At 55.6% G+C, this 26,261-nt stretch carries 23 protein-coding genes; 19 read left to right on the top strand and 4 right to left on the bottom strand.

From position 1 onward, the window contains the following. Nucleotides 1–309: 309 nt before the first annotated feature. From ACFPB1_RS01780 to ACFPB1_RS01760, 5 genes are all read left to right on the top strand, one after another. On the top strand, nt 310–1,137 hold the full coding sequence (locus tag ACFPB1_RS01780; RefSeq protein ID WP_379221228.1) for a sugar phosphate isomerase/epimerase family protein: 828 nt from the start codon (nt 310–312) through the stop codon (nt 1,135–1,137). 102 nt (nt 1,138–1,239) lie between these two features. Beyond that, entirely contained in the window at nt 1,240–2,844 is a 1,605-nt protein-coding gene (locus tag ACFPB1_RS01775) for an ABC transporter substrate-binding protein (protein ID WP_379221226.1), read from the top strand. Nucleotides 2,845–2,947: 103 nt separating this feature from the next. Beyond that, on the top strand, nt 2,948–3,904 hold the full coding sequence (locus ACFPB1_RS01770; RefSeq protein WP_379221224.1) for an ABC transporter permease: 957 nt from the start codon (nt 2,948–2,950) through the stop codon (nt 3,902–3,904). A gap of 11 nt (nt 3,905–3,915) precedes the next feature. Then, nucleotides 3,916–4,794, top strand: coding sequence for a carbohydrate ABC transporter permease (locus ACFPB1_RS01765; RefSeq protein ID WP_379221222.1), 879 nt, complete (start codon nt 3,916–3,918; stop codon nt 4,792–4,794). Between the two features lie 40 nt (nt 4,795–4,834). Next, a complete protein-coding gene (locus ACFPB1_RS01760) occupies nt 4,835–5,695 on the top strand; it encodes a phytanoyl-CoA dioxygenase family protein (RefSeq protein ID WP_379221220.1) in 861 nt (286 codons plus the stop codon). Nucleotides 5,696–5,797: 102 nt separating this feature from the next. Here ACFPB1_RS01760 and ACFPB1_RS01755 read toward each other — a convergent pair whose 3' ends face one another. Further along, the gene (locus ACFPB1_RS01755; protein WP_379221218.1) at nt 5,798–7,489 is read right to left on the bottom strand and encodes a metallophosphoesterase family protein; all 1,692 of its coding nucleotides are present in this window, start codon (nt 7,487–7,489) and stop codon (nt 5,798–5,800) included. 452 nt (nt 7,490–7,941) lie between these two features. Between ACFPB1_RS01755 and ACFPB1_RS01750 the strand changes: the two genes are divergently transcribed. From ACFPB1_RS01750 to ACFPB1_RS01715, 8 genes are all read left to right on the top strand, one after another. Further along, nucleotides 7,942–8,526, top strand: a complete 585-nt coding sequence (locus ACFPB1_RS01750) for a hypothetical protein (protein ID WP_379221216.1) — start codon at nt 7,942–7,944, stop codon at nt 8,524–8,526. Between the two features lie 280 nt (nt 8,527–8,806). Beyond that, a complete protein-coding gene (locus ACFPB1_RS01745) occupies nt 8,807–10,252 on the top strand; it encodes a spore germination protein (RefSeq protein ID WP_379221214.1) in 1,446 nt (481 codons plus the stop codon). Next, entirely contained in the window at nt 10,249–11,406 is a 1,158-nt protein-coding gene (locus tag ACFPB1_RS01740) for a Ger(x)C family spore germination protein (RefSeq protein ID WP_379221212.1), read from the top strand. Before ACFPB1_RS01745 ends, ACFPB1_RS01740 begins: the two co-directional genes overlap by 4 nt. A 39-nt stretch (nt 11,407–11,445) precedes the next feature. Next, nucleotides 11,446–12,531: a GerAB/ArcD/ProY family transporter gene (locus ACFPB1_RS01735; protein WP_379221210.1), complete on the top strand. Its 1,086-nt coding sequence runs from the start codon at nt 11,446–11,448 to the stop codon at nt 12,529–12,531. Nucleotides 12,532–12,621: 90 nt separating this feature from the next. Beyond that, complete coding sequence (locus ACFPB1_RS01730) at nt 12,622–13,035, top strand: hypothetical protein (protein ID WP_379221207.1); 414 nt, start codon at nt 12,622–12,624, stop codon at nt 13,033–13,035. A gap of 151 nt (nt 13,036–13,186) precedes the next feature. Beyond that, nucleotides 13,187–14,116: a glycosyltransferase family protein gene (locus ACFPB1_RS01725; protein WP_379221205.1), complete on the top strand. Its 930-nt coding sequence runs from the start codon at nt 13,187–13,189 to the stop codon at nt 14,114–14,116. A 188-nt stretch (nt 14,117–14,304) separates the two neighbouring features. Next, on the top strand, nt 14,305–15,297 hold the full coding sequence (locus ACFPB1_RS01720; RefSeq protein WP_379221203.1) for an SDR family NAD(P)-dependent oxidoreductase: 993 nt from the start codon (nt 14,305–14,307) through the stop codon (nt 15,295–15,297). Further along, nucleotides 15,290–16,579 (top strand): nucleotide sugar dehydrogenase, encoded by a 1,290-nt coding sequence (locus tag ACFPB1_RS01715; protein WP_379221200.1) that lies wholly within the window; start codon nt 15,290–15,292, stop codon nt 16,577–16,579. The genes ACFPB1_RS01720 and ACFPB1_RS01715 overlap by 8 nt, the downstream gene beginning before the upstream one ends. Here the strand turns inward: ACFPB1_RS01715 and ACFPB1_RS01710 are convergent. Continuing rightward, nucleotides 16,576–17,271: a GT-D fold domain-containing glycosyltransferase gene (locus ACFPB1_RS01710; RefSeq protein WP_379221198.1), complete on the bottom strand. Its 696-nt coding sequence runs from the start codon at nt 17,269–17,271 to the stop codon at nt 16,576–16,578. The genes ACFPB1_RS01715 and ACFPB1_RS01710 overlap by 4 nt on opposite strands. 117 nt (nt 17,272–17,388) lie before the next feature. Between ACFPB1_RS01710 and ACFPB1_RS01705 the strand changes: the two genes are divergently transcribed. Next, on the top strand, nt 17,389–18,519 hold the full coding sequence (locus tag ACFPB1_RS01705; protein ID WP_379221196.1) for a glycosyltransferase: 1,131 nt from the start codon (nt 17,389–17,391) through the stop codon (nt 18,517–18,519). A 90-nt stretch (nt 18,520–18,609) separates the two neighbouring features. On the opposite strand, the gene ACFPB1_RS01700 is transcribed toward ACFPB1_RS01705, so the two are convergent. Next, the gene (locus tag ACFPB1_RS01700) at nt 18,610–19,509 is read right to left on the bottom strand and encodes a glycosyltransferase family 4 protein (protein ID WP_379221194.1); all 900 of its coding nucleotides are present in this window, start codon (nt 19,507–19,509) and stop codon (nt 18,610–18,612) included. A gap of 57 nt (nt 19,510–19,566) precedes the next feature. After that, on the bottom strand, nt 19,567–20,463 hold the full coding sequence (locus ACFPB1_RS01695) for a glycosyltransferase family 4 protein (RefSeq protein WP_379221192.1): 897 nt from the start codon (nt 20,461–20,463) through the stop codon (nt 19,567–19,569). 163 nt (nt 20,464–20,626) lie between these two features. Between ACFPB1_RS01695 and ACFPB1_RS01690 the strand changes: the two genes are divergently transcribed. The 5 genes from ACFPB1_RS01690 (at nt 20,627) to ACFPB1_RS01670 (ending at nt 26,157) form a co-directional block, all read left to right on the top strand. Next, nucleotides 20,627–21,652, top strand: a complete 1,026-nt coding sequence (locus tag ACFPB1_RS01690; protein WP_379221190.1) for an NAD-dependent epimerase — start codon at nt 20,627–20,629, stop codon at nt 21,650–21,652. 45 nt (nt 21,653–21,697) lie between these two features. Further along, on the top strand, nt 21,698–22,768 hold the full coding sequence (locus ACFPB1_RS01685; protein ID WP_379221188.1) for a glycosyltransferase family 4 protein: 1,071 nt from the start codon (nt 21,698–21,700) through the stop codon (nt 22,766–22,768). A 167-nt stretch (nt 22,769–22,935) separates the two neighbouring features. Then, a complete protein-coding gene (locus ACFPB1_RS01680; RefSeq protein ID WP_379221186.1) occupies nt 22,936–23,499 on the top strand; it encodes a sigma-70 family RNA polymerase sigma factor in 564 nt (187 codons plus the stop codon). Next, nucleotides 23,496–23,885, top strand: coding sequence for a hypothetical protein (locus ACFPB1_RS01675; RefSeq protein ID WP_379221184.1), 390 nt, complete (start codon nt 23,496–23,498; stop codon nt 23,883–23,885). Before ACFPB1_RS01680 ends, ACFPB1_RS01675 begins: the two co-directional genes overlap by 4 nt. Then, nucleotides 23,863–26,157 carry a carboxypeptidase regulatory-like domain-containing protein gene (locus ACFPB1_RS01670; RefSeq protein WP_379221182.1) on the top strand — a complete coding sequence of 765 codons (2,295 nt, stop codon included), beginning with the start codon at nt 23,863–23,865 and terminating at the stop codon, nt 26,155–26,157. Before ACFPB1_RS01675 ends, ACFPB1_RS01670 begins: the two co-directional genes overlap by 23 nt. Nucleotides 26,158–26,261 lie beyond the last annotated feature (104 nt).

Genomic DNA, 26,261 nt, shown 5'->3' with positions numbered 1-26,261 from the left:
CATATGTAAATATGTTTACTTTACGAAACAAAAGATCACATCGTTTGTCAAATAAACTCAGCCTCGGAATAGGCAGGATAAAATCGTAGGGTTCGAGCATAATGCGACCTATAACTTCAACTGGAAAAAGAAGGTTTACACATAAATGCAGCGGTGCTATAATTTACCTCGGACAGATTGGTGTGCAAAATGACGATAATGTAACGATCGTAACGGTTCGTGTTTATCTTCTTTGGCACATCAGTCTTTTTTTCATAAGGAGATGGAAGCGCTTTATTATGTCGAATTTTTCGAAACGGAGGCGAATTCATGATTAGAGGATTGACGCGAGCCGGGCTGGGATCAACATGGAGCAACGAGGAATTTATTCGTAAAGCGGCAGCATACGGCTTCGAATCGGTGGACATCGACGCGAAAGGGTTGATAGCTTCGCTGGGTCGGGAGGGGGCTGCAAGCTTGCTGGCCGAAACCGGCGTAGCGATCGGCGCGATCGGGCTCCCTGTCGATTGGCGCGGCACAGACGCGGCATTCAGGCATGCGCTGCCCGCGCTCGCCGAGTCGGCAGCCGCGGCGGCCGAGCTCGGCTGTACGCGCTGCGTGACGTATATTCTGCCTTCCACGGATCAGCCGTCCGCCCGCTTCATGGCGCAGGCGATCTATCGGCTTCGCGTGTGCGCGGAGATGCTGGGCGCTTATGGGCTGCGGTTCGGCCTGGAGTTCGTCGGGCCTCACCATGGGCGCGTATCCAGGAAGAATCCGTTTATTTGGACGGTAGAGGAGACGCTCGATATGGCCGCCGCCATCGGTCTTCCGAATGTCGGTCTGCTGATTGATTTTTATCACTGCCATACGACCGGATTTACACCGTCTCAGCTGGAGCAGTTGAAAGCGGATCAAATCGTCCACGTCCACATCAACGACGCCAAAGATTTGCCCATCGAGGAGCTGAGAGACAACGACCGTCTCTATACAGGCGAAGGCGTCATCGACTTGACAGGGTTCCTCTCCGCATTGAAGAAGATCGGCTATGACGGACCGGTAGCGCAAGAAGTGCTGACTCCGGAGCCGCCCGCAGGCGATCCCGAGGAGCTGCTGAGACGGACCAAAACAGGCTTCGACCGCGTATTTCCGGACTAATCGGACTCACTGGGTCATCCCGAAAGTACGGCAGAGGTGTTGATCCCATGACTGTTGGAAGCGATTGCAATCGACGGTTGAACATGAAGGAGGGTCTTGCGGATGAAGAAACGAATCAATGCCAAATGGCTCGGGCTGACGCTGACCGGCGTCACGCTGCTGGGCACCGCTTGCTCGAACGGCGGTAACAATGCGCCGGCGAACAACGGGGCAGCCGATGCCGACGCGGCCAAGAAGCCGATGGATATCAGCATCACGCTGAATGGCGGCCCGAAAACGCCGGATGCGTGGAGCGAGAAGGCGTTAGAAGAGCAGCTGACGGATAAGCTCGGGAGGCCGGTCACGATCGACCCGATCTTCCTGCCGTCTTCGGAGGTTGATACGAAGATCAACCTGCTGATGAGCGCCAAGAATACCCGGCCGAATATTCTATGGACCGGCGATACCAAGGAATATTCGAAGTGGGTCCAGGCGGGCATCATTCAGGACCTCACCCCTTCGCTGCAGAAATACGGCAAAGAGATTATCGATTATTACTCCAAGGACACCCTATTCTATCATTGGGATTCCAGCGGCAAATTGTTTCAAATCCCCGGAGATGTTGCCGAAGCCGGCACCATGACCACGATCGTCCGCAAGGATTGGCTCGATAAGTTGGGGCTTCAGGTGCCGAAAACGCTGGATGAGTTCGTACAAGTGCTCCGTGCCTTTACGAACGACGATCCGGACGGCAACGGCAAGAAGGACACGTACGGCTTGTCGGGCGACTACTATTACCGCAGTCTCGCGCCGTTCTTCTACGCCTATGGGGTGGATCCCGACGCGTTCATCAAACAGGAGGACGGAACGATCAAGTACGGGGCCACCATGCCGCAGGTCAAGACGGCGCTGCAGCAGATCGCCCAACTGTACGGTGAGGGCGTCATCGATCCCCGAATGGCCAGCGCCTCGAACAATACGAATGAAAAAGTCGACGAAATTTATGCGTCCGGCAAGGTCGGGGCGTTCTACCGCTGGGTCGCCTACTTCAATCCGACAGGCAACGCGGCCATCAATTTCAAACAGAACAACCCCGGCGGCGATTATATCGCGATCGATCCGGTGGCGGGACCGGATGGATTCAAGTCCGACATTCCGTCCGCCCCGAGAGGCTGGTGCTACCTGGTCGTGACCGACGCGGGCTCCGCCGACGATGCGGTGCAGGTGCTCAACGCCATTGCTTCGCCGGAAGTCAACACCTTGCTCCGCTTCGGCAAGGAAGGCGAACATTATACGATGGATAACGGCTTGTACAACCGGAAAGTCACGCCGGACGAAGCCAACAAGCTGGGCCTCGACAATTTCTCCTGGGTCATCACGCGCAAGGACGCGGCCAACCTCTCCAATACGCCCGAGGTGACCAAGCTGTTCGAGTATAAGGCCGAAACGTCCCAGCCGATGCGTGACAAGATCGCCGTATTCAAAGCGACGAACCGTCCGCAATGGGACAAATATTCCGCGGACATCCAGAAGGCCCGCGACGAGACGTTCTGGGGCATCATTACCGGCAAGCTCGGCATCGAGGCATTCGATACCTTCGTCGATCAATACCAGAAGCTCGGCGGCAAGGCAGTCGATGAAGAAGCGAACGCGCTGTACAGCGCGCAGGAAGAAGAATACGCCAAGTATGACGAATGGTACGAGAAAAACATCACGCCTTATAAGTAGTAGGTTGTCGTAGAAGACCGGACGAAGGCGAATCGCAAAAGGGGGAAGGGGAAGCTCCGACCCGGGGCTTCTCTTCCATTTCAAGAAGAGACGAGGTGTCCGAATGGAACCGGCTGCCAAAACCGCGGTCCAAATGAAATTGAGGTCGACCGGCCAACGGAGATTGTGGAAGGACGTGGTGCGCGACAGGTACTTGTATCTGCTGCTGCTGCCCGGTCTGCTGCTGATTCTAGTGTTTCGCTATGCCCCGATGTACGGCATCGTCATCGCCTTTCAGGACTACAACATTTATAACGGCATCGGGGGCAGCGAATGGGTCGGCTTCGAGCAGTTCGACAAGCTGTTTCGTTCCCCTGATTTCTACGAGATCTTGCGCAATACGCTCGTGATCAGCATCTATAAACTGGCCGCGGGCTTCTCCGTTCCCATCCTTCTATCACTGCTGCTGAATGAATTGAAGAACATGGTCTTTAAACGGATTACGCAATCGATTATTTATTTGCCCCATTTCGTGTCGTGGGTCATCTTCTCCGGCATTCTCATTACGTTCCTGAACCCGGTCGACGGCCTCGTGAATTATATCATCAAAGCCTCCGGCGGGAAGCCTATCGATTTTCTCATCAATGTGAATTACTTCCGTTCCATTCTCGTGGCGAGCGATCTGTACAAGGAAGTGGGATGGGGCACGATCATTTATCTGGCGGCCATGTCGGGCGTAAACCCGGAGCTGTATGAGGCCTCGAGAATGGACGGCGCGAGCAAGGGAAGGCAGATGTGGCATGTGACGCTTCCTGCCATTCGGCCCGTCATCATCATTCTCGTCATCCTGAGTCTGGCCAACATTCTCGAAGCCGGCTTTCAGCAGATCTTCTTGTTGTACAGCCCGCTCGTCTACGACGTCGCCGACATTATCGATACGTACGTCTACCGAGTGGGGATTGCCGATGCCAATTACAGCTATGCGACCGCCGCCGGCGTATTCAAGTCGTTGATCGCCATGATCTTGATCGTGTCGGCCAATAAAATCGTGAAGAAATTCGGACAAGACGGGCTCTGGTAGGAGGCGAGGATATGGTTGGACGATCGAAGGGCGAACGGTTGTTTGATATGCTGAATCACTTGTTTTTTATCATCCTGATGGTTGCGATGATCTATCCGTTCTGGTATATCGTCATGGGCTCGTTAAGCGAACCTGAGCAGACGATGGGCGGCGGATTATTCCTGCTGCCCGAAGGGTTTTCGTTCGCCGCCTACAAGGCGGTGCTGCAAAACGTATCGCTGCTGACCGGCTTTCAGGTGACGGTGATCTCGACCTTGAGCGGCGTGCTGATCGGCACGTTCTTCACCGCGGGGACGGCGTATGCGATCTCGAGAAAGCGGCTGCGGGGGCAAAAGGCCATCGCGCTGCTCATCCTGTTCACCATGCTGTTCAGCGGCGGGCTGATTCCCACGTATCTGCTGGTCAAAGGGATGGGCATGATCGACTCCTATTGGGCGCTCATTCTGCCGAATGCGATGGGGGCCTGGAACATCTTCGTTATGCTGAGCTTTTTTCGCGGCATTCCCGATGAGCTCGAGGAAGCGGCGAAGATCGACGGGGCGGGCGATTTGACCGTCTTTTTTCGAATCGTGCTCCCGCTTTCCAACGCCGTTATCGCCACGATCGCCTTGTTTATCGCCGTCGGGTACTGGAACGATTTCTTCAGTTCCATCCTGTATATGACGGAAAAGAAAATGTGGCAGCTGCAGATGGTGCTCAATGATATCATCAGCAACACGAGCGCGGCCACCGAACAGTCGGGACTCTCCATCGGCTTTCAGAATCAGGTGAATGTATTCACGGTTCGGATGGCTGCGATTATGGTCTCGACGATTCCGATCTTGATCGTTTATCCGTTTTTGCAAAAGCATTTCGTGAAAGGGGCTATGATCGGATCCGTCAAGGGATAGGGTTCGGCCGACGCTGATCAGGAACATGGAGGGATGGGAAATGGCGATCATCACCAAGGAACAGGTTGAATTTTTTCGGCATAACGGGTACGTGAAGCTCGAAGGCCTCGTGCCCAAAGCGTATTGCGATAAGGTCATCGAGGCGATCTGGTCCTGTCTCGGCAAGGACGCTTCCGACCCGGAGAATTGGTATGCGCCGCCGCCAGGCGTGATGAACCGAGACGGCATGGTCGAGCTGTATCATCATCAGGCGATGTGGGACATTCGCCAGCTGGAAGCCGTCTATGATGCGTTCGCCGCGCTGCTGGGCGAGGAGAAGCTGTGGGTGAGCATCGACCGCGTGAACATGAAGCCGCCGATGAGAGCCGATAAGAAGCATCTGGACAACAGCTTCATTCATTGGGATACGGATACGAGCGTCCTGCCGCGCCCGATACCGAAAGGGCGCAGGGTGCAGGGCGTGCTCTATTTGGCGGATACGGAGGCGAATCAGGGCGGGTTTCAATGCGTGCCGGAAATCTATCATGACTTGGAGCAGTATCTGGATCGGCAGCCCGCCGACCGTAATCCCCGAGTTCCCGATCTGACGGGCTACGAAGCGCGGCCCATTCCCGGGAAGGCGGGAGATCTGCTCATCTGGGACGTGCTGCTGGCGCACGGAAACGGGCATAACCGGAATACGGTCCCTCGTTACGCGCAATATATGACGATGTTCCCGGAAGGCAGCGAGGAGGCGAGGGAACAGCGCGTTAAGATGTGGCGCGAGCGAAGCGCACCCGAGCATCACCCTGCCTTCCCCGGAGATCCGAGAAAGTGGGAACAAACGGCGTTCGAGGGGCCGCCCGAGCTAACGCCGCTTGGCCGAAAGCTGCTCGGATTGGACGCGTGGAGAGACGCCTAAGCGTCTCTTCCCGGCGATGAAGGCGGTCCGCCTTCTCCGGTAGCACGAAAACGCCCCGTCCCGCCCGGTGAGGGCGAGACGGAGCGTTTGGAGTTTAGAGGGTCAGTCTCCCGCGAGCGGGTTCGCTACGGTCAGCTCCTGGATCTGCTCGCCGGTCAAAACGTCGAAGTCGCGTACGATCATGCGGTCATCGTACTTCGTGATGGTCATTACCGTGGGCGACTCCGGCCGGTCGGTCATCGAGTCTTCATCCCACGGGTTGATCGGGTTCGGACCGAACTCCATCGCCAGCGAGCCCGTGTTGAACGCCGCGAAGCCGTCGGGGTCGCCGCCTTCGGTCACCGGGCGGCCCGACCAGTCTCGCAGGTACGGCGACCAGTGCGAGTGGCCGCTGATGTAGACAACATTGGAGTATTGGCCGATGATGTCCTCAAGCACCTGGATGCGGCTGCTGTTCTGGTAGAAGCTGCCGTAGGTGCCGGAGACCGACCATTCGAACGGGTAGTGGCCCATCACGACAACCTGGTTACCCTGCGTCTTCCAGTACGCGAGGCGGTCCTTCAAGAACTGGACCTGCTTGTCGCTGACGCCGCCTTCCGCGGCCGTGGTGCCGGCTTCGGCGCCGAGCGCGATCAAGGGGATGCCATCGATCACTTTCTCGTAGTAGGTCTTGTCGATCTTGGCGCCCCACCGGTTGGCCCAGGCGATGAAATTGTCGGCCTGCTGACCGAGGCTGAGCACGGAGCTGCGCGTGTCGTGGTTGCCGATCGCGGGGTACACCGGCGGCATCTTGTGCTTGGCGAAGATGTCGCTCACCTCCTTGTACTCGGCGAGCTGCGCCTCCTGGCCATTCTCCTTCGGACCGCTGATGATGTCGCCGGCGATGAGCGCGGCTGACGCTTTCGGGGCTTCGCGGTGAAGCAGGTCAAGGGCGGCGTCGAGGTAGGGGAGACCCTCACCCTGGATGTCGCTGAACACCTGCAGCGTCGTACCCTTCGCATTCGGAGCCAGCGGGGCGAGCGGCGTGCGCACAAGCACGTCGTCCAGTGCCCAGTACAGCTCGGGCTTGTTGCTTGTGTACTCGAAGCGAAACACAGCGGACTTCGCCCTGGCGGGAACATTCACCGGAATGACCTCCTGACCGGAGAGCACGTCGCCGCCGCCGTTGTCGCTGATGCGCGCACCGTAATAGCGCAGGATCTCCTGCGCGTTACCGCCGTCGAACGATACGGTGACGCGGGCGACGGCCTTATGCGCCTGCTCGTAGTGCGAAGCGAAGACGAGCTCGACCTCGTCGCGGCCTTCGACGGTGACGCTCGGGCTGATCAATGCGGTGGAGACGGGGTGCGCGTTGTCGATGACGGCGCCGTTCGCGGCCGCGATCCCGTTGTCAGCTACGGCGAGCGTGCCGCGCGCGCGGGAGAACTGGTTGCGCTCGTCGAGGAAGCAGCTGTTGTCCAGCGGCTGATCGGCGTCCGGATCGCAGCCAACGCCCTGCGGTTCGGCGGCGGCGAACCAGTCGTCACGCTTCGTGAACGTCCAGCCCTGCCAAGCGCCGGTGGCGCCGGCAGTCTCGATCGTCCAGGCGGAGCTGGAGCTGTCGAAGTCTCCGCGCCAGATGGTCTGCTGCGCGGGATGGGCGGCGTGGCCGTGCCCTGCGCCCGGGTGCGGCGGCGTCGTCGGGTGCGTCAGGGCCGCTGCCGTGGCGAGCGCTGCTCCGGGGGCTAGGAGCGTAACGGTGACGACGCCGGTGGCGGCAAGCAGGGCAGCCCCTTTTTTGCGGATGTGTCTCATCATTGTTCCTCCTAACTAAGATGTAGAATAATAGAGCTCCGGAAGCCGCTTGGTATAGCCAGAGATTCGACAAGCTTCCGCAGTCAATATAGCACCTCCAACATTAATTCCGAATCAATTCCATGTATTTTATTGGTAAATCAGCTTTAAAATCTGAACCGTGACCCGCAAGAAGGACACTTTTGAACAAAGTGACTCCTTTTGCGGGTCACTTGCGTTATGGGCCGAACGAAGAGATGAGGGAGGGTTGAATAGGGGGGAGGTTAAAGTGGTACCGTGATACCGATGATCAAAATGTATTGTTTCCGACTTGTAATGGTTTCGTTACCGTTCTGTCATTCCTTAAGAGGCTGATCTCGGTAATATGAAGTTGCAAGCGGGGCGCGAACAAGCCCATCGAGGCATTGCGCCTAATTTGAATCAAAGCGAAAATAACGAGGAGAAACTAAAACATGAAAAAGAAAAACAAAGGAGCCGCCGCGGTGCTGCTGCTGGTGGCTGCCGTTGCCATATCCGTACCGGCCGTCGTATCCGCTAATCAAGCGAATCATGCGAAAGCAGTTGCACCAGCCGTTACACAAGCGAATCAAGCTCAACAGTCCGTCCCAGCCGTTGCACAAGCGAATCAAGCTGACGCAACCGCCAATCAAATCGTCTATGAGAATAGCGAGTATGGTTTCCGTTTCACGCTGCCAGCCAGCTGGAAAGGGTACACGATCGTAACGGGCAAATGGACGGGTCAAGATCCGGCAGACGGCAAAGCTATCGAAAGCGGCGCGTCTATCGGCATCCGCCATCCCGAATGGACAGCTGACAAGCCTAGACAGGACATCCCGATTTATGTTTTTACGATCGCGCAATGGAACGCGCTCCAGCAGGAGAAGTTCTTCATCGGTGCGGCGCCTATGGGGCCAAGCGAACTCACTCGCAACGACAAATACGTATTTGCGCTTCCGGCGCGATATAACTTCGCCTACCCGGATGGCTACCAAGAAGTGGAAGACATCTTGAACGGCGATCCCATCCAACCGATGTAATCGATAGGTTGCCTTGATTGCCAGCAGCGGCTTGGCCAGCTGCTTGAGGACAAGAACACATGCTTAAGCCGCCGCGTGCCAAGCGGTTCGAGACTGTCGGGAAAGTTACGACAGTCTTTGTTTTTGGCCGAATGGTTTAATGCGACACCGCGTTAATGAGATGAAAAAAGGCTCAGAACGCTTCGAAGCGCTGTTTCCATACCAGCATAATGTTCCTTGATTAAGGAAAGATATAACATGCGTATCGATATACACTCCTTCAAGAAGGTTGAGAACAATCATGCACATTGGCGCAGACCTCACAGAGAATGAACGAGTTCTCAAAGACATTTTTCAGAATTGTTCGGATGTCAAATTCCGTCAGATTACGATTAACGACCAGCCCAAGCTGCTCCTGATATACACCGACGGCATGATCGATACCGCTATCATCTCTTCACACGTGCTTAAGCCGCTCCTCTATAATGGGCTGCCGAAAGGTCTCGGAGCGATGGACAGCATCGCCCAGATGTTCGACCAAGAGCTCATATCCATCCTGGAGACGATGAAGCTGTCCGATACGACCGCGATTGCCGAGATGATCCTGAAGGGACACCTCGCCCTGCTGGTCGACGGGGAACCGCACGCGCTTATCGCGGATATCAAGCAATTTGAAACCCGCAGCATCGAGGAGCCTACCGAAGAAGCGACGCTCCGGGGCTCCAAGGAAAGCTTCACCGAAAACCTTCGGATCAATACCACCATGCTTCGCCGCATACTCGGGACGCCGAAGCTGAAGATGGAATCGCATAAAGTCGGCAGCTTGTCGCAGACGGAAATCGTCATCTCCTATATTGAAGGCAAGGTCTCCATGGACGTGCTGAAGACCGTCCGCGAGCGAATCGGCAAGATCGAAATGGAGGGCATTCTCGAATCGGGCTACATCGAGGAATCGATCGAGGACTTTCATTTCACCCCCTTTCAGCAGATGGGCAACACGGAACGACCCGACGTCGTAGCGGCCGAATTGCTTGAAGGCAAAGTCGCCATTATTACCAACGGTTCACCGTTCGTCATCGTTGCCCCGGCCACATTCTGGGGCGGTCTGCAGGCGCCCGACGATTACTACGAGCGGTTCTTGTTCGTCGATTTCAGCCGCTGGATCCGCTTCGGGTTCATCCTCTTCTCGGTCCTCTTCCCGTCCTTGTATATCGCGCTGACCAACTATCATCAGGAGATGGTGCCGCTCAAGCTCATGACTACGATCGCGATGCTGCGGGAGAAGGCGCCGTTCCCGACCGTCGTCGAGGTGCTGTTGATGGAGCTCATGTTCGAGGGACTGCGCGAGGCCGGCATCCGCCTGCCGACGCAGATCGGACCGCTCGTCACCGTCGCCGGGGCGCTCGTCATCGGCGAAGCGGCGGTTCGCGCCGGGATTATCTCAGCGCCGATCGTTATCGTTGTCGCGGCCGCAGGTATCTCTTCCTTCGTCATTCCGCGCTACCGCGCCGGTTATCCGCTGCGGATGCTCCGGTTTCCGCTGCTTATTATGTCCGGCATCTTCGGCCTGTTCGGGATGGCCGTCGGGATCATCGCCATTCTGATTCATATGATCCACCTGAGCTCGTTCGGCACCCCGTATTTCAGCCCGGTGGCACCGCTTGCCTCCCGCAGGCTGAAGGATCTCGTGGTGCGGCGGCCCCGCAAGCAAGTTAAGAAGTCCGAGCCGGAGGCTGAGCCCACATGAGGCGGGCGGGCAAGCTTATTCTGCCGCTGCTGCTGTTCGTGCCGCTAACGGCCTGCTGGAATCTCCAGGAGCCGGACGAGCAGGCGCTCGTCCTCGGGTCCGGGCTCGATTATACGCAGGAAGGGGAGGTCATGCTTAGCTCCCAGATCGTCGTACCTGCAGGCATCGGAGGCTTGCAAGACGGCGGCGGCAATAAGAAACAGAGCTTCCGCATGATGAAGGCAAGCGGCAAGAACGTGTACGACGCGGTGGAAAATCTCCAGAAGCAAGTTTCGCGGACGCTCTTCTTCGGTCACCGCCAGACCATTATTATCGGTCATCGAATGGCCGCCCACGGAATTGGCAGCTTTATGGATATTTTCATCCGCAACCCGCAATCGGAACTGCGCTCCTCGATATTCGTGGTGAAGAACGCCGAGGCGAAGGACATCTTTACCATTACGCCAATCTTCGACCCCATCATTACGCCGACTCTGGCGCGGGAGATCAGGTCGATGGGCTTGAAGCCTTACTATTTCCGGAATTTCCTGTCGGAATCGATGAGCCAGACGACGCAGCCGCTGGTGCCGTTGATCCGCCTGAATGCCGTGCATAAGTACGAGTATGCGGGAGGAGCCATTATTAACAAGGATGACGACCTCAAGTTGATCGGCTTCCTGAATGTTAGGGAAGCGCTGTACACGAATTGGATACTCGGCAAACTGAACCGATTCGCCATCACCGCCCTCGTCAAGAAGGGCGACGGCAACGTCAGCGTGAGGCTCCAGACGCTCAAGCATAAGGTTCGCGTCAAACCTTCGGGTTCGCAAATCGACGTTGACGTCCATTTAACCGGCGAAGGCACAATCGTCGAGAACAATTCCAACCTTGATCCGACGAAGCGGGAAGATCTCGCGACCATTCAGAAGGCGCTAAGCGAGGCGACTCAGACGTCGGTCGCCGAAATGGTGCATAAGGTGCAGAAGCAGTACAAAGCGGATATATTCGCGTTCGGGGAAAGCTTCCATAAGCAGCAACCCGTGCAGTGGAAAACGGTAAGGCCCAAGTGGAAGGCAACCTTTCCTCGGGTTCATATCACCGTGAAGGTGGACATTCAATGCAAGGACCCGGGGCAGTCCAGCTCATCCTTGATGCGTCATTTCAAAGCCGGCTAAATGCCTGCGTTGCCGGCGGGACAGGAGGGATATCGACTTGTGAAGCTGACAGGAAATCAGGTTGTGTGGATCATCGCGACCTCCGAATTAGTCATGGAGGTCTGGCTCCGAATATCGCCCGCGATCGAGACGGCCAGGCAGGACGCCTGGATATCGATGCTGCTCGCCGGCCTGATCGGCGTCGTCTTGACCTTCCTGGCTGTTCGCGTGAGTATGCTCCATCCCGGCCAGACCCTGGTCAAGTACAGTCAGAAGCTGCTCGGGAAATGGTTCGGCCGAGCGATCGTGCTGCCGTACTTTGCGGCATGGTACATGCTATCGATCGACGTGCTCCGCTCCTTCGCCGATTTTATCCACCTGATCCTGCTCGATCAGACGCCCGTATGGCTGATCGAGCTGCTCATGGTGGCGTTGATGGCGTATATTACCTTTACCGGCGGCATAACATCGATCGGGCGGTTTTGCGAGATCGCGGGCCCGCTCACCGTCATCACCATGTTCTTCACCTTCGTGTTGAGTAAGGGCAATGTAGATTGGAGTCAGCTGGCGCCGGTTTTCAACGACATAAGCTGGAAGCAAGTCGCGAAGGCTTCGGCCGCTCCCGGTTCCTTCTTCGGCGAGACCTTCATGCTGCTGTCGGTCATTGCGTTCATGCATAAGCCGGAAAAGGCGATGTCTAGATCGATGATCGGCCTATTGGTGACCATACTCGGCGTGTTCGCCGCAACCTTAATGGTTTTGCTCGTTATGGGCCCTAATTTATCCGCCGAGTTCAGGTTCCCGTATTTTATGATCGTACGGTCCATCAACATTTTGAACTTTATTCAGAACGTCGATATCTTCGTCATCTACGTTTGGGTTTTCGGCGTGTTTGCGAAGCTGTCGCTATATTTGTTCTTGACCAGCTACGAAATGTCAAACTGGCTCAATATCAAGGACTGGCGGAAAATGATTTTGTTCGGAGCGCCGCTCATGTTCATCTCGGCGATTATGGTTCCGAATCAGACATGGATCATCATGTTTCAGAAACTATGGCAGGACGCGATTATCCCCATCTGCGGAATCGCGGTTCCGCTGCTGCTGTGGATCTTGTCGGCCGCGAGAAAAAAGTCCCCGAACATGTAAACGCATGAAAATGAACGCTTCCCCTAGTACGTTTGTCCAAACCCTTTAATAGAGTCTTCAATATACTAACCATAGATTAGGAGGTGATTAATGATGGGGACATTTTTGGATAAACGTTCTTCCATGAACTCCAACACGGTTGGCTCGCCAGGAACAGCTTTAACCACGACGCCGGCTCTGTTCGGTATTATCGGTCTTCAAACGCAAAACGTCGCGAATCCGATTGTTACTCTGTCAGGGACGATCGGCATTAGCGGTGATTTCGGAGACACGTACACGATCGAAATCGTTCGGGGAGCCAGCTACTCCGCGGCGAATGTCATTTACACGGCTGTTGGAGTAGTAACCGCCGTAGCAACGACGCAGATTACGGCTTTCACCGCGCAGGATCTGCTTGCCCCTGCCGCATTGGAAACGGTCTACACGTCGTTCGTGTCCGGTGCAACCACGTCGGTCCGCAACGGCCCGGAAGTCTTCTCCGGTGAAGCTTCCACATCCGCCTAATCTCCTATCTCTCATTCACGAGCGGACTGGTACAACTGCAGTAGGACCGAAGAAAGGGCAGGAAGCGATTCCTGTCCTTTCCCATGTGCAAGAGGAGAAGTCTCATCCCGTACGGGCCCCTGCATATTCGCGAATAAGGGAGATGGAACGATTGAAAAAACTGAAGCTGCTCTTGATCACGCGTGATTTCAGCCAACGGATGGAACGGAGTTTTTATTATTTCCAACAGGAACTGCAAGCCTATGCAGACCTCGAGCTGCATCACGAGGACGGCGATATTTCAGCCATTCTCAAGCAATTGCGGTTCAAGCCGGACTTTATTCTGCTGAATGATTTACGCGATACCCATTGTCCGAGAATCGAAGGACTTGCCCGGCTGTCCATCCCATGGGGCATCATCATGCATGATCTCCATTTCGACGTCAAGGGACGCAAAGCATTCATCCAGCAGCACCGGGTTCCCGTGATCTTTTCGATGTACCGCAGCGCCTTTATCCACTTGTATCCGGAATACGTATCCAGAATGAGATGGCTGCCGCATTTCGCGCATGCGCCCGTCTTTCGGGATTACCGGTTAACGAAACGCATTGACTTGCTCCTCATGGGCTATGTAGACCGAAAATATTACCCGCTTCGGCTCCAAATGCTTAACCGCTATCGAGGCCGCCCGGGTTTCGTATATCACGAGCATCCGGGTTATGTTCAGGTCCAGCATCCAACGAACGCCTGGATCGGCCAGAACTATGCCAGGGAAATCAACCGAAGCCGAATCTTCCTCTCCTGCGACTCCATCCTTCATTACCCCCTTCGCAAATATTTCGAGGTTCCCGCCTGCAATACGCTGCTGCTCGCGCCTTGCAATCAGGATTTGCTGGATCTGGGCTTTGAACCAGGCAAGCATTTCGTATCGATATCGGAAGCCGATTATCAGGAAAAGGTAGATTTCTACGCTGCCCCGCGGAATCAGACCCTGGTCAGCCAAATCGCCAGACAGGGCTGCGAATTCGTTCATCATCACCATACGTCCGCCGTTCGCGCGGCTGAATTCATCCGAATGGTCCATTCGATAATCCGGACTTGAATGGCGGTATCGCTTCTCTATCAAGAACATTTTCTTGATCCTATTAAGATCGTCCATACCGATTCTTGCATGCTCTCATAAATTAATAGAAGTTTAGCACCGGCTGCAAGGAAAGGGGACACCGCTTATGCAGGAAGGCCAAAACACGCTGATCGTAAACGCATATTCAAATACAGGGGGGAAGAAGGATGTTTCGTAACAAAACGATTCTTATCACGGGAGGCACGGGGTCTTGGGGCCGAGAGCTGACGGAAGCCGTCTTAAACGAGCATCCGAAAGAAATCAGAATCTTTTCCCGTAACGAATACGCGCAAGTGCTGATGAAGAGGGATTTCCAGCTGGATTCCCGGCTGCGGTTCATCATAGGCGACGTCAGGGATTATCACGCCGTCCATGACGCCTGCCAAGAAGTCGATTATTTGTTTCATTTGGCGGCCCTCAAGCATGTGGATGTCTGCGAAGATCAGCCGGATGAGGCGCTGAAGACGAATGTGCTTGGAACCGAAAATATGATTCGTGCGAGTATAAAACAGCGCGTTACGAAGGTCATCAACGTATCCACCGACAAAGCCGTCGACCCTATGAATACGTACGGTTTAACGAAGGCCATCGGGGAAAAGTTAATGATCCACGCGAATTTACTTAGCGATTACACCCGGTTCGTATGCGTGCGGGGAGGCAACGTGCTCGGCACGAGCGGCAGCGTTGTCCCGTTATTTATGGATCAAATTCGCAAAGGCAAAGAAGTTACGATAACCCACAACGACATGACCCGTTTCTTTCTTACGATATCCGAAGCGATCCGATTATTGCTGGTTGCCGCAAAGGAGTCGGAGGGCGGGGAAACGTTCGTGATGAAGATGAAGGCCTGCAGGATCGCGGATCTGGCCAACGTACTGATGGAGCTCTCGGGCAACAAACCGGCGTCCTGCAAAGAGATCGGCATGCGTCCCGGAGAACGGCTGGATGAAGTACTCATCTCCAAAAGCGAAGTGCCCTACACGCGGCAGTTCTCCGAGCAGTATTATATGATTCTTCCATCCTCCAGCTTATATGGGAGCTATGAGCGTTACAGCCAACTCCACCAAGTGGCCTTCAGCGAGTATCACTCCAATGCCGGATTAATGGATAAAGCAGCGATCGCGGAGCTATTGAGAGAGGGGGGCCTGATAAGTGAGTAGCACGAGGAAAACCGTTGCGGTGATCGGACTCGGTTATGTGGGACTGCCGCTCGCAATGGCATTCGCCCAGTATGGCTACACCATCATCGGCATCGATCTGGATGATCGGAAGCTGCAAGCGTTGAACGAAGGAAGAAGCTATATTAAGGATATTCCCGATTCGCTAGTGAAATCGGCTTTGGAGAGTCATCGATTTTCTCCGACCAAGGATAGACGCAGATTACAGGAAGCCGATGTCATTATTATTTGCGTGCCGACGCCCCTAACCGAGGACAACGAGCCGGACATGACGTATCTGCTGCAGGCGGCAGCCGACGTCCGCGACCATCTTCGCCAAGACCAAATCATCGTATTGGAGAGCTCGACCTACCCTGGAACGACCCGTGAAGTATTGAAGCCGATGCTGGAGCAAAGCGGTCTCATCGTGGGCACCGATATTTATCTGGGTTATTCGCCGGAACGCGTCGACCCGGGGAATCGGAGCTATCCGCTTGAGGTCATCCCCAAGGTGATCAGCGGCATCACGGAGAAGTGCGCCGGCGCGGTGGAGGACGTGTATAAGACCGTGTTCCGAACGGTTGTCCGGATCTCATCCACCGATGCGGCCGAAATGACCAAGCTGCTGGAAAATGCCTACCGGTTCATCAATATATCCTTCATCAATGAAATCGCGCAGCTGTGTACCCGCATGGGCATCGATGTTTGGGAAGTCATCGAAGCCGCCCGGTCCAAGCCGTTTGGATTCTCGGCGTTTTATCCTAGTCCGGGAGTAGGCGGTCATTGTATTCCTGTCGACCCGCTCTACCTGCAATGGAGGTCGAAGCAATTCGGAGCGTCAAGCTCGTTTATCGCGATCGCGCAAGAAGTCAATCATCGCATGCCCGCCTTTGTCGTAGAAGGCATCAAGGAGGCCATATCCCGCGGGTCGTTGTCGGGTGTCAAGATTCTTGTCGTAGGGGTCACATTCAAGGCGAATATTGACGATATCCGCGAATCCAGTTCGATCGAGCTGATCAAACGGCTTCAACAAGAAGGCGCCCTCATATCGTATTATGATCCCTATGTGCCCGAAATTACGGTGCAGGGGGAGAAGCTTGCCTGTTACCGATTCAGTGAGAACGAGGAAGGCCTGAACGACTGCGCAATCATTGCGGTAGACCACGATGATCTGCCCTTGCAGCGCATTATCGACCAAGTGCCGCTCGTATACGATGCCAGGAATACGCTGAAGGGAATGAGCGGCAAGGCAAAGATTATTCGCTTGGGCGGGGGGACGATTTAAAACCGTTCCTTTAACAAGACGTTCCTTCCCTTCCCGAAATCGAGGCCAACCTTACCGGTCAGCTCTCGGACCATCTGGGCAAGAATGACGGCATTAACGCCGCAGGAGATCAGGGCAACGTCAAACTGGTCGGGATGGGCCGTCAACCAGTTCCGGATCGTCTGCATCTCATTATAGTGCGAGAAGGCGAGCGCCTCCACGATATGAAGATGATACGGCTTGTTCTCCAAGACCTTGCGAAGCTCATCCGCCTTGGACGTGATGATGAGCACTTTTCGTTCCCGGAGGAGATTCCAGAATCCGGGATAATGGGCTAATTTACGGTTGACGCTGGCATGACACGTGCAGCGGGGCTGAATGTTGAAATGCGCAAATACTTTATCGGTCAACTCGCGTTTCAGATACTCGGGGACGCCGATCGTCCGATCGCCTGCAGGGAGAATGCCCACAATATCGGCCTGTTTCAGTACAGCGGCCATTTCATCCCTCAAGGCGAGATTAGGGAGATTCACCCCTTTCTTCCCCATATTCGCTTTCTTCGCCCATGCTTCACGGAGCACTTGTTCCATGGTCCAGACGGAATTCTGAGCCAAGATCAAATTTTCTCCGTCCCCGATTCGAACGAGAGATAAGGGTCGTTTATGGTCAAGCGCCGATTCAATCCGTCCAAGCAGACCCGCGAGATCCAACATAACCGCGATCCTTCCTTCTGAACCAAAGTGGTATGACTATATCCTATGCTATGCTTTCGGGAACATCGTGATTGGACGGCTGAGTCGATATGCAAGTATAGAGGAGGGGGAGTGTCCATGATAACGGTCAGTCTATGCATGATCGTCAAGGACGAGGAACATGTACTCGGCCGATGCCTCGCATCCGTTCACGATCTAGTGGACGAGATCATCATTGTCGATACCGGGTCATCGGACCGCACGAAGGAGATTGCCGCTACTTATACGAACCGCATCTTCGATTTCCCGTGGCGGGACGATTTTGCGGCCGCGCGCAACTTCTCGTTCGAACAGGCAACGATGGACTATATCATGTGGCTTGACGCGGACGACGTGCTCTACGAGAAAGACCGCGGCAAGTTCGCCGGCTTGAAGCAGGCGCTGTCCTGGGAACCGGACGCCATCATATGCGATTATCATCTGGCGTTCGATATGGCGGGACATGCGACCACAATCTCGCGCCGGTATCGGTTGGTCAAACGGAGCCAAGGCTATCGCTGGCATAATCCGATCCATGAATATTTGGATGTGACGGGCGGGAAGGCGCTGGATACGGATATCGCGGTATCCCATCACCGGGAGGGCGACCATTCGGCAAGAAACATGCGCATCATGCAGCAGTGGATGGAACGAGGCGGCAAGCTGGAAGGACGCAATTTGTACTTCTATGCGAACGAGCTGCTGGACCAGCGGCGGTATCAGGAAGCGGCCGAATGCTACGAGACGTATTTCCGGGAGCCCACCGGGTATCGGGAGGACCGGATTGCGGCATGCGGCAAGCTCGCCGAGTGTTACCATCACCTCGGACGGAAGGAGAAGAAGCTGGATAGCCTGTTCAAAGCGTTTCACTATGATGTTCCGCACGCGGACAGCTGCTGTACCATCGCGGGATGCTTCGAGGAACGGGGAGAGTGGGCGCTCGCGATCTACTGGTACAGCCGGGCGCTGGAGTCGCGGCAGGCGGAAGGGTACATGGGGGTCGTGAATGTGGCCTACCAGACATGGCTGCCCCATGTCCAGCTCTGTCTTTGCTTTGCCAAGCTCGGGCATCTGCGGGAGGCGTACGAGCATAACGAGCATGCTCTCTCGTACTTGCCCGGCGAGGCGAACCTGCTGGAGAACAAAAGGCGGCTGGCGCTCGCCCTCGGAATCGCGCCTTCGCCCGCTGCAGCGGAGGACCCCAACGTTGATCCGCCGGCTGGACCATAAAGGGCGCCACCGGATGGGCCATAAACGGCACAAATCGAATAGACACCCTGCCGCTAGCATCCGGCGAGGGTGTCTATTCGTCTTCCACGTTTATCGCAGCGACTTGAAAAAAACCTCCCAATCCCGCTTGCAGACGTCCCACGACCAATGCTTCACGACCGTATCTCTGGCATTGCGTCCCATCATTTGACGTTGGCCTGGATCCATCATGAAATGCATGACTTCTTTTCGAATCGCGTTAGCCGTCCGGGGGATGATGATTCCGTTTTGCCGATTGCGGATCAGTTCGGGTATGATGCCCACCGGTGTGGCAATGACGGGCACGCCGCAGGCGGCAGCTTCCAATACCGGAAGGGGAATGCTCTCCGTTCGGCTCGAGCAGATCAGGCAATCGAGCCGTTGATAGTACCCGATCATTTGCTCGCGGGGGACGTAATGCTCCTTGAAGGTTCGTATCTCGAGTTCAAGCGGTAATCCGCGCAGCGCGGACCGGACGAGATCATACCCTTTTAATTCGCGCCGGGCCGGGAGATCGATTCGGCCGACCCATCCCGCTCTGAATGAGCCGGCCTGGCTGACGGGAGCAGGCTTGAAACGCGCCGTATCGATCCCCGTTCTGGTTCGGTGCAGAGGAAAGTAGGGCTTGAAGCGGCGGACGATTTCTTGAGAACACGTGTTGACGCCCCGTAATTGCTGTATAAACCGTATAAATTCGCTCGGGAAATGGCCGCTCGCCAGATGCGTCTCATAGGGAATTAAGGAAGTGATGCCTGTCGCCATGTTCTGCAAGGGGATTCCGATCCGATGCAGTCGCTGCGCAATCGAGACCGTCATCGGATAGGTCAGGTCATAGCGGTCTTGATCGGCGGCCGTCACATTGGAAACATAGCCGATTTCAAAATGGATTCCTTCTAGGTTAAGCGCCGATAGATCCTGGGCTCGATGATCGAACGCCCAGCCGGGATAATCGGCCACCAGCAAAATATTCATCTTACCCCATTCTCCTTCGTCGATGAGATGAAAGGGATCGTGAGCATGAATGGGTCACTAGAGCGATTTGAAAAAAGCCTCCCAATCTCGCTTGCAGACGTCCCACGACCATTGCTTCACGACCGTATCTCTGGCATTGCGTCCCAATTTCTGCCGTTCGCCAGGATTCGCCATGAATTGAAGGACCTCTTTCCGAATCGCGTTCGCCGTCCGGGGGATGATGATTCCGTTCTGTCCGCTCCGAATCAGTTCGGGGACGATTCCCACCGGCGTGGAAATGACGGGCACGCCGCAGGCGGCCGCCTCCAATACCGGAAAAGGAATGCTTTCCGTGCGGCTTGAACAGATCAGGCAATCGAGCCGTTGATAATAGCCGATCATTTGCTCGCGGGGGACGTACCGCTCCTTGAAGGTGCGTATCTCCAGTTCGAGCTTTAATCCATGCAGCGCGGACCGGACGAGATCATACCCCTTTAATTCGCGCCGGGCCGGGATATCGATTCGGCCGACCCAGCCCGCTCTGAATGAGCCGGCCCGGCTGACGGGAGCAGGTTTGAATAGCGCCGTATCGATCCCCACTCTCGTCTTGCGCAGAGGAAAGTAGGGCTTGAACAGGCGGACGATTTCGTTCGAGTATGTGTTAACGCCGCGCATCATCCGAAGCAGCCGCAGAAATTCTCCCGGCAATCTACCGCTCGCCAGCTGCGCCTCATAGGGAACCAATGACGTGATGCCCGTCGCCATTTTCTCCAAGGGGATCCCGATCTTATGCAGCCGCTGCGCAATCGAGACCGTCATCGGATAGATCAGATCGAAGCGGGCTTGATCGGCTGCCGTCACATTGGAATAATAGTTGATTTCGAACTGAATCCCATCTATGTCTTGCGCCGATAGGTCTTGGGCGATATGATCGAACGCCCAGCCGGGATAATCGGCCACCAGCAAAATGTTCATGTAATCCCCATTCTCCTTTGACTATGTTTCAGCTTCTACTAATTTATGAAAGGGATTATGAAATTGAATGGGTTATGAGAGATTTTTTTGTCCGCAAGTAGTGGAATAGCCGTTCATTCCTGGAGGGCTTCACATATGCTGTTCTTGAAAGGGGGGATCCGTCGTGCGAATTCTAGTAACCGGCTGTGCCGGATTCATAGGTTCTCATGTATCCAAGCGGCTGTTGGAGGATGGCCATTCCGTCGCTGGCTATGATAACTTGAACGATTATTATTCGGTCTCGCTAAAGAAAAATCGATTGAAACGGTTGGAGGATCCGAGCTTCCTGTTCGTTCAAGCGGATTTGGAAGATAGCAGTGCCATGACCGCGTTATTTGAACGGTTTCGCCCGGAAGCCGTGATTCATTTGGCGGCTCAGGCCGGCGTCCGGTATAGCCTGGACCACCCTCATACTTACATTCAGTCCAATGTCGTCGGATTCATGAATGTGCTGGAAAATTGCCGTCATCACGGAATCGGGCACCTCATCTACGCATCGACCAGTTCGGTGTACGGCCTCAACACCGCGCTGCCGTTCGCCACGTCGCAGCCGGTTAATCATCCGATTAGCCTGTACGCTGCGACGAAGAAGTCTAATGAGCTGATGGCACACACATACAGCCACCTGTTTGGTCTGCCGACAACGGGACTGCGGTTCTTTACGGTTTATGGTCCTTGGGGAAGGCCGGACATGGCGTTATTTCTGTTCACCAAAGCCATTTTGGAAGGCAAGCCGATTCAATTATTCAATTATGGCAGGATGAAGCGAGATTTTACCTACATCGACGACATCGTGGAGAGCATCGTGCGGCTCATACCGCTCGCGCCCAAACCGGATGCCGATTGGGACGGCGGCCGGCCGAATCCGGGCTCCAGTACCGCTCCTTATAAAGTCTATAATATCGGGAATCACGATCCGGTTCCGCTAATGACCTTCATCACCGTGCTGGAAGAAAAGCTGGGGATCGACGCACAAAAAGAACTGCTTCCTCTCCAGCCGGGGGATGTGACGGAGACGTATGCGGACGTGACGGATCTGTTCAAGACGACGGGGTTTAAACCGCAGACGACCGTTCAGGAAGGGATTGGCCGGTTTGTGGACTGGTATATCGACTATTACGGCAAAGACGGCTCGCACGGCGCAGAGTAGGGTTTCTAGGCGAACACGAGATCGTAGACGGGAGGGGCTAAGAGATTGAGAATTTTGTATGTTGCGCCGAGCTCCAGGGTGGGAGGGCTGCAAACGACGCTCCGGAACCGGATACGCGCGCTGCGTGCGCATGGCATTCATGCTGAAGTCGTTTTTTTGGATAAGAGCGAGGGCGAATATATTTTCAAGGAGATCGTCCATTATTATGTGCGGACTCCGGCCGAGTTCCATATGCAGATCCAGATTGGCAATTATGATGTCATCTCCTTTATTTACGCGCTTCATTTTCTGTCATGCGTACCGAAAACCTATACAGGCAAGGTGCTCTACGAGGTTCGAGGATGGAATCGGGAAATTGCCGGCACGCTGAAAACGATCGGCCGCCATCGGAAGGTTCATGCCGTCATGTGTATCGCCAAGTACTTGAAACCGCTGGTCCAGGCGCAATTAACCGCCAACGTCCAAGTGCTCGTAGAGGGCAATGCCGTCGATCCGATGTTCCATCTGATTAAGCCCGAGGAGCGGAAGTGGAAGGATTGTCCGAAGCCGGGGAAAGGGCGCAAGGTCATTGCGTTCGCCGCGCGAATGGAACGCAGCAAGAACTGGTTGGAGTTCGTTCACATCTGCGCGCGACTAAACGCCATAGACAACATCGAGCCATGGTTCATCTGCAATCCCACCAATCGAGATGAACTGGCGCTCGTCCAACACGAATGCAAAAGAATCGGATTGTTGGGCATCAGCCGGTTCATGTATAACGTCCCCAATCACTTCATGCCGGAAGTGTTCACGGAGGTCCAGCTCTCGGGAGGCGTCATCCTCTCGCCTTCGATCCGCGAAGGGCTCGGCAATCATATTCTTGAACCGCTGGCCGTCGGAGTGCCAATCATCAGCACGGACGTTCCCGGTAAAAATGAAATCATTACGCATGGGCGAAACGGTCTATTGTATAAGCCCGGTCATATTGCTGATGCAGTAGAACACGTGAGTCGAGTAATGAAAGAAGAGAAGCTGCGGAATACGTTGATTGCCAACGGACTCGTTGCGATCCGGCAGGAATACAGCCCTGCCGTCTATGTGAAGCGATACTTGCAGCTATTGGCTCAACTGAAATGATGTTCTGCATCTAACCGTGAACGATAATTGAACGGAGTCACAACGGCGGCCGCCTCACGTTCGGCTGCCGTTTTCTATTCTATGAAAATCGTACATATTGAAGCCGCTATGATGGGTTTTTTAGGATTTCCTTGCAACTTATTGCAATCGAGGTGCATCATCATTAGGTGGAGAGGTGGGACCTGGGGTTGGATGTCATCGAACGTTTAGCACGGCAAGACGAAGAGGCGCTGCGCATGCTGATGGAAGCGTACGGCGATCGGCTTCACCGAACGGCCTTCCTGCTGCTGAAGGATCTTCAGGCCGCCGAAGAAGCGGTGCAGGATACGTTTATACAGGCTTATCGCAAAATCGGCCAGCTGCAGGACCGTGATAAGCTAAGCGGCTGGCTATTGCGGATCCTGCTTAATCGCTGCCGCATGAAGCAGCGGACATGGAGCTGGCGGAATCTGCTGCCGGATATGCGGGCGGAGCGCGATACGGAGACGCCCGAACCGGGACCCGAGCAAGCGCTGCTGCTGGCGCATCGGCAGCAGTCGCTCCATGAAGCGATCGGCCGTCTAGATTACAAATACCGGGAAGTCATTACGCTGTACTATTACCATGAGCTGTCCATCGCCGCGATTACCGAACAGTTGAATGCCAATGAAAATACAATTAAAGCGCGGCTGGCCCGCGGCAGAAGACTGCTGAGAACGATATTGGAAGCCAACGAGGAGGGGTGGTCATGAATAGACATCCGATAACGGCAGAGCCGGAGCATCCGGAAGAACGGGAAGCGCGCGATCGCTTGAAAGCGGCGCTCGAGGAAGAACTGGGGCGGATTCGGTTTACCGGGCACGCGCAAGTCATCCGAAGGACGCATCCCCGCGGCTGGCTTCGCCGGCTGGAGGCGATATGGAATATGGAGCTCGAGCTGCCTGTCATCCCGTTGGCTGCGCTGGCAGTCGTGCTCGCAGGCACGCTGTTTTTCGGCCGAATCCGCGGCGCTTCGACGACCGTCGATCCGCTCGCTCCCGATTCGGAGCGCGTGCTGGTCTATGAAGGGAACAACGTGTATTGGAAGGATGACTACGAAAGGGCGGTGGCTTCCATTGAGACTGAAAATTCGCCTTAAGGTCAAGCATCTGGTGATGGGGCTTGCCGCCGTCGCGGTTCTCCTGGCCGTCGGTTATCGGACCCTGCCTGCCGTGGCCGATCTCGCAGGCGTTCAGCCGGCTGCCGGGCAAGAGATACGCAGCAGAGAAGCATTGCTTGCGCTTCTGACGCATCCCCCTTCAACCGCGAAGACATGGAAGCTGATTCAGGATTATGTATTGAGCGATGGTACGGATACGCTGTCGCACGGGTTCCACGTCTACGTCGGATCGAACTTCGTTCAGACGAGCGGCCCGGATGCGCGGACGGAGAGGCCTCTGCTGACCTGGGAAGAGAAGCTGCCTTTGCTCCTGCTTTACCTTAACGAAGGACCCGCGGACGCCAAGGATACGACCTATCTCGTAACGGCCGCCAAGCAGCTGGCTCTATACTATCAAGCGTCGGGGGATATCGGCCGTGCTATAGGCTCGCTCGAAACGGCGGAGCGGCGCGCTGGCAACAGCCAGCCGTATCTGTCGGCACAGCTGCAGGTTGAACGAGCCAAGCTGCTCCTCCAGTCCGGGAAGGACCGGCAAGCCGAAGCGCTGATAGGCGAGATCCAACAAGCCGCTGCGAAGCATGTCGACCTCGACCGCGATGTGAAGGTCGCGGAGCTGGAAGCACAGCTGCTGATCCGGCGCGGCAGCTTGACAGCGGCGCTGGAAAGCGTGAAGCAGGCGGTCGCGTCCTATCAAGATCGGCAAAAGGAGCTCACCGGACTCGCGGGAGATGCGAACGCGGAACTGCCTGTTCCATTGGAGCAGCTGCAGGCGCTGCAAGAGGTACTCCTGGATCGGCCGAAGGGGGCGGACGCGATTCAAACCTCGGCCGTATCGGGCACGATCACGCGGAGCGACGGCCAGCCGATGGCCTATGCCGGCGTATTCCTGCGTACAAGCGAAGCGGTCAACCACAGCCTCCTCGAGTCGGAACCGTACCAAACGATGACGGATGCGCAAGGGCATTATTCGTTCGCGAACGTCGTTCCGGGAGCCTACCAGCTGACGCTCGGCTTTACGTACGATGCCATCGACGGCTGGGCGTGGCCGGCCGACATGGATGAATGGATCGACGTCGAACACGGCAAACCGGTTACGTATCCGGTCGTTCTCCGGCCGCTGATCCGGCTGATCGCTCCCGTTAACGACGAGCAGGTGACGGGCAGCAGTATCACGTTCCGCTGGGAGCCGGTGGACGGAGCAGCCTACTATAAGCTGTCCGGCACGATAAAGATCTTGAACGAGCATGGGAGCAGCTCTATCGGCGTGCAAATTCGCAATCATCTTGCCGATTCGCAGGTCACCTTGCCGGTCGACGAGCTATACAACCTCACCGCTGGTGTGCTGTACGATACGATCGATGACAGCCAGGTTCCCCATCCCGAATCGCTGCTTGGCTTCGCCAATCCTGGCAAACGCTTCTCCTGGAGCGTCGAAGCATATGACGAACAAGGTCATAAACTCTCGCAAAGCAGCGGCTATCGGCTGACGCCGAACACGATGGGCGAGCTGCCGTACTTCGTGCTGAACGCTCGTCAGCTGACAGCAGGCGACAGGCTTCTATTGGCGAATCGCATGGATGAAGCGATGGCGGCGTACCAACGCGCGTTCGCAGCCGATCCCGCGGACGTCTACAGCCTTGGCAAGATAATCAAGCTCTACGATGTGCGCGATAGCGCCGGGAAGCAAGCGTTCGCGCAGGAAGCGCTGCCGTACAGACTGCATATGTTAGCGCTTCGTCCCGATATAAACAATCTCTTCTGGCTGATCCAGTATTATGCCGGTCTTGGGGATTGGGCGAAAGCAGAGCATTACTACGCGTTATCGCTGACGCTGGGCAGGGATGATGATCTAACGTACCTGCAAGCGGAGTATTCGCAAGCCTTGCTGAAGCAAGGAAGATTCAGCGAAGCCAGGGCGCTGCTGGCCAAGCTCGTTCAGCTTGATAACAGCCATGCGCAAATTGGCCCCTATCTCGCAGCCGATCTCTGTGAAACGGGTTCATTCGTTCATGCGGCCGCGCTAGCGGAGCAATACCCGGAACGCAAGAGGGATACGAACGCGCCGCCGAAATGGGAATTGTTAATCAGCGCCATGAACGAGGAGGCTGCGGGCAGCGGCACGTATCTCGCTGAACTTCAGCAGGCGCTGCGCTGGCAGTATACCGGCGAAGCGGCGGCTCTCGACACGTGGAAGAAGTCGACGGAGCACCCGGCAATGGTCAGCTTCTTAATGGCGCTTGCCAGGAAATGATGAACTAGCGCCGAAACGCGGACTCCGCTTCTCGCAAGCGGTGACCAGCGTACGTGTGAGGTTCTGTTGGGCTACCAGCAAAGACTGCAACAGTAACAAAGGAA

Origin of the sequence: Paenibacillus sp. GCM10023250 (assembly GCF_042653205.1) — a bacterium.
Taxonomy (GTDB): Bacteria; Bacillota; Bacilli; order Paenibacillales; family Paenibacillaceae; genus Paenibacillus_Z.
This window is presented reverse-complemented; position numbering and strand designations above follow the sequence as displayed.

What these genes read in the sequence shown, in the direction of transcription:
- ACFPB1_RS01780 (WP_379221228.1), top strand. Translation starts at nt 310, where the DNA reads ATGATTAGAGGATTGACGCGAGCCGGGCTGGGATCAACATGGAGCAAC.
- ACFPB1_RS01775 (WP_379221226.1), top strand. Translation starts at nt 1,240, where the DNA reads ATGAAGAAACGAATCAATGCCAAATGGCTCGGGCTGACGCTGACCGGC.
- ACFPB1_RS01770 (WP_379221224.1), top strand. Translation starts at nt 2,948, where the DNA reads ATGGAACCGGCTGCCAAAACCGCGGTCCAAATGAAATTGAGGTCGACC.
- ACFPB1_RS01765 (WP_379221222.1), top strand. Translation starts at nt 3,916, where the DNA reads ATGGTTGGACGATCGAAGGGCGAACGGTTGTTTGATATGCTGAATCAC.
- ACFPB1_RS01760 (WP_379221220.1), top strand. Translation starts at nt 4,835, where the DNA reads ATGGCGATCATCACCAAGGAACAGGTTGAATTTTTTCGGCATAACGGG.
- ACFPB1_RS01755 (WP_379221218.1), bottom strand. Translation starts at nt 7,489, where the DNA reads ATGAGACACATCCGCAAAAAAGGGGCTGCCCTGCTTGCCGCCACCGGC.
- ACFPB1_RS01750 (WP_379221216.1), top strand. Translation starts at nt 7,942, where the DNA reads ATGAAAAAGAAAAACAAAGGAGCCGCCGCGGTGCTGCTGCTGGTGGCT.
- ACFPB1_RS01745 (WP_379221214.1), top strand. Translation starts at nt 8,807, where the DNA reads ATGCACATTGGCGCAGACCTCACAGAGAATGAACGAGTTCTCAAAGAC.
- ACFPB1_RS01740 (WP_379221212.1), top strand. Translation starts at nt 10,249, where the DNA reads ATGAGGCGGGCGGGCAAGCTTATTCTGCCGCTGCTGCTGTTCGTGCCG.
- ACFPB1_RS01730 (WP_379221207.1), top strand. Translation starts at nt 12,622, where the DNA reads ATGATGGGGACATTTTTGGATAAACGTTCTTCCATGAACTCCAACACG.
- ACFPB1_RS01720 (WP_379221203.1), top strand. Translation starts at nt 14,305, where the DNA reads ATGTTTCGTAACAAAACGATTCTTATCACGGGAGGCACGGGGTCTTGG.
- ACFPB1_RS01710 (WP_379221198.1), bottom strand. Translation starts at nt 17,271, where the DNA reads ATGTTGGATCTCGCGGGTCTGCTTGGACGGATTGAATCGGCGCTTGAC.
- ACFPB1_RS01705 (WP_379221196.1), top strand. Translation starts at nt 17,389, where the DNA reads ATGATAACGGTCAGTCTATGCATGATCGTCAAGGACGAGGAACATGTA.
- ACFPB1_RS01700 (WP_379221194.1), bottom strand. Translation starts at nt 19,509, where the DNA reads ATGAATATTTTGCTGGTGGCCGATTATCCCGGCTGGGCGTTCGATCAT.
- ACFPB1_RS01695 (WP_379221192.1), bottom strand. Translation starts at nt 20,463, where the DNA reads ATGAACATTTTGCTGGTGGCCGATTATCCCGGCTGGGCGTTCGATCAT.
- ACFPB1_RS01675 (WP_379221184.1), top strand. Translation starts at nt 23,496, where the DNA reads ATGAATAGACATCCGATAACGGCAGAGCCGGAGCATCCGGAAGAACGG.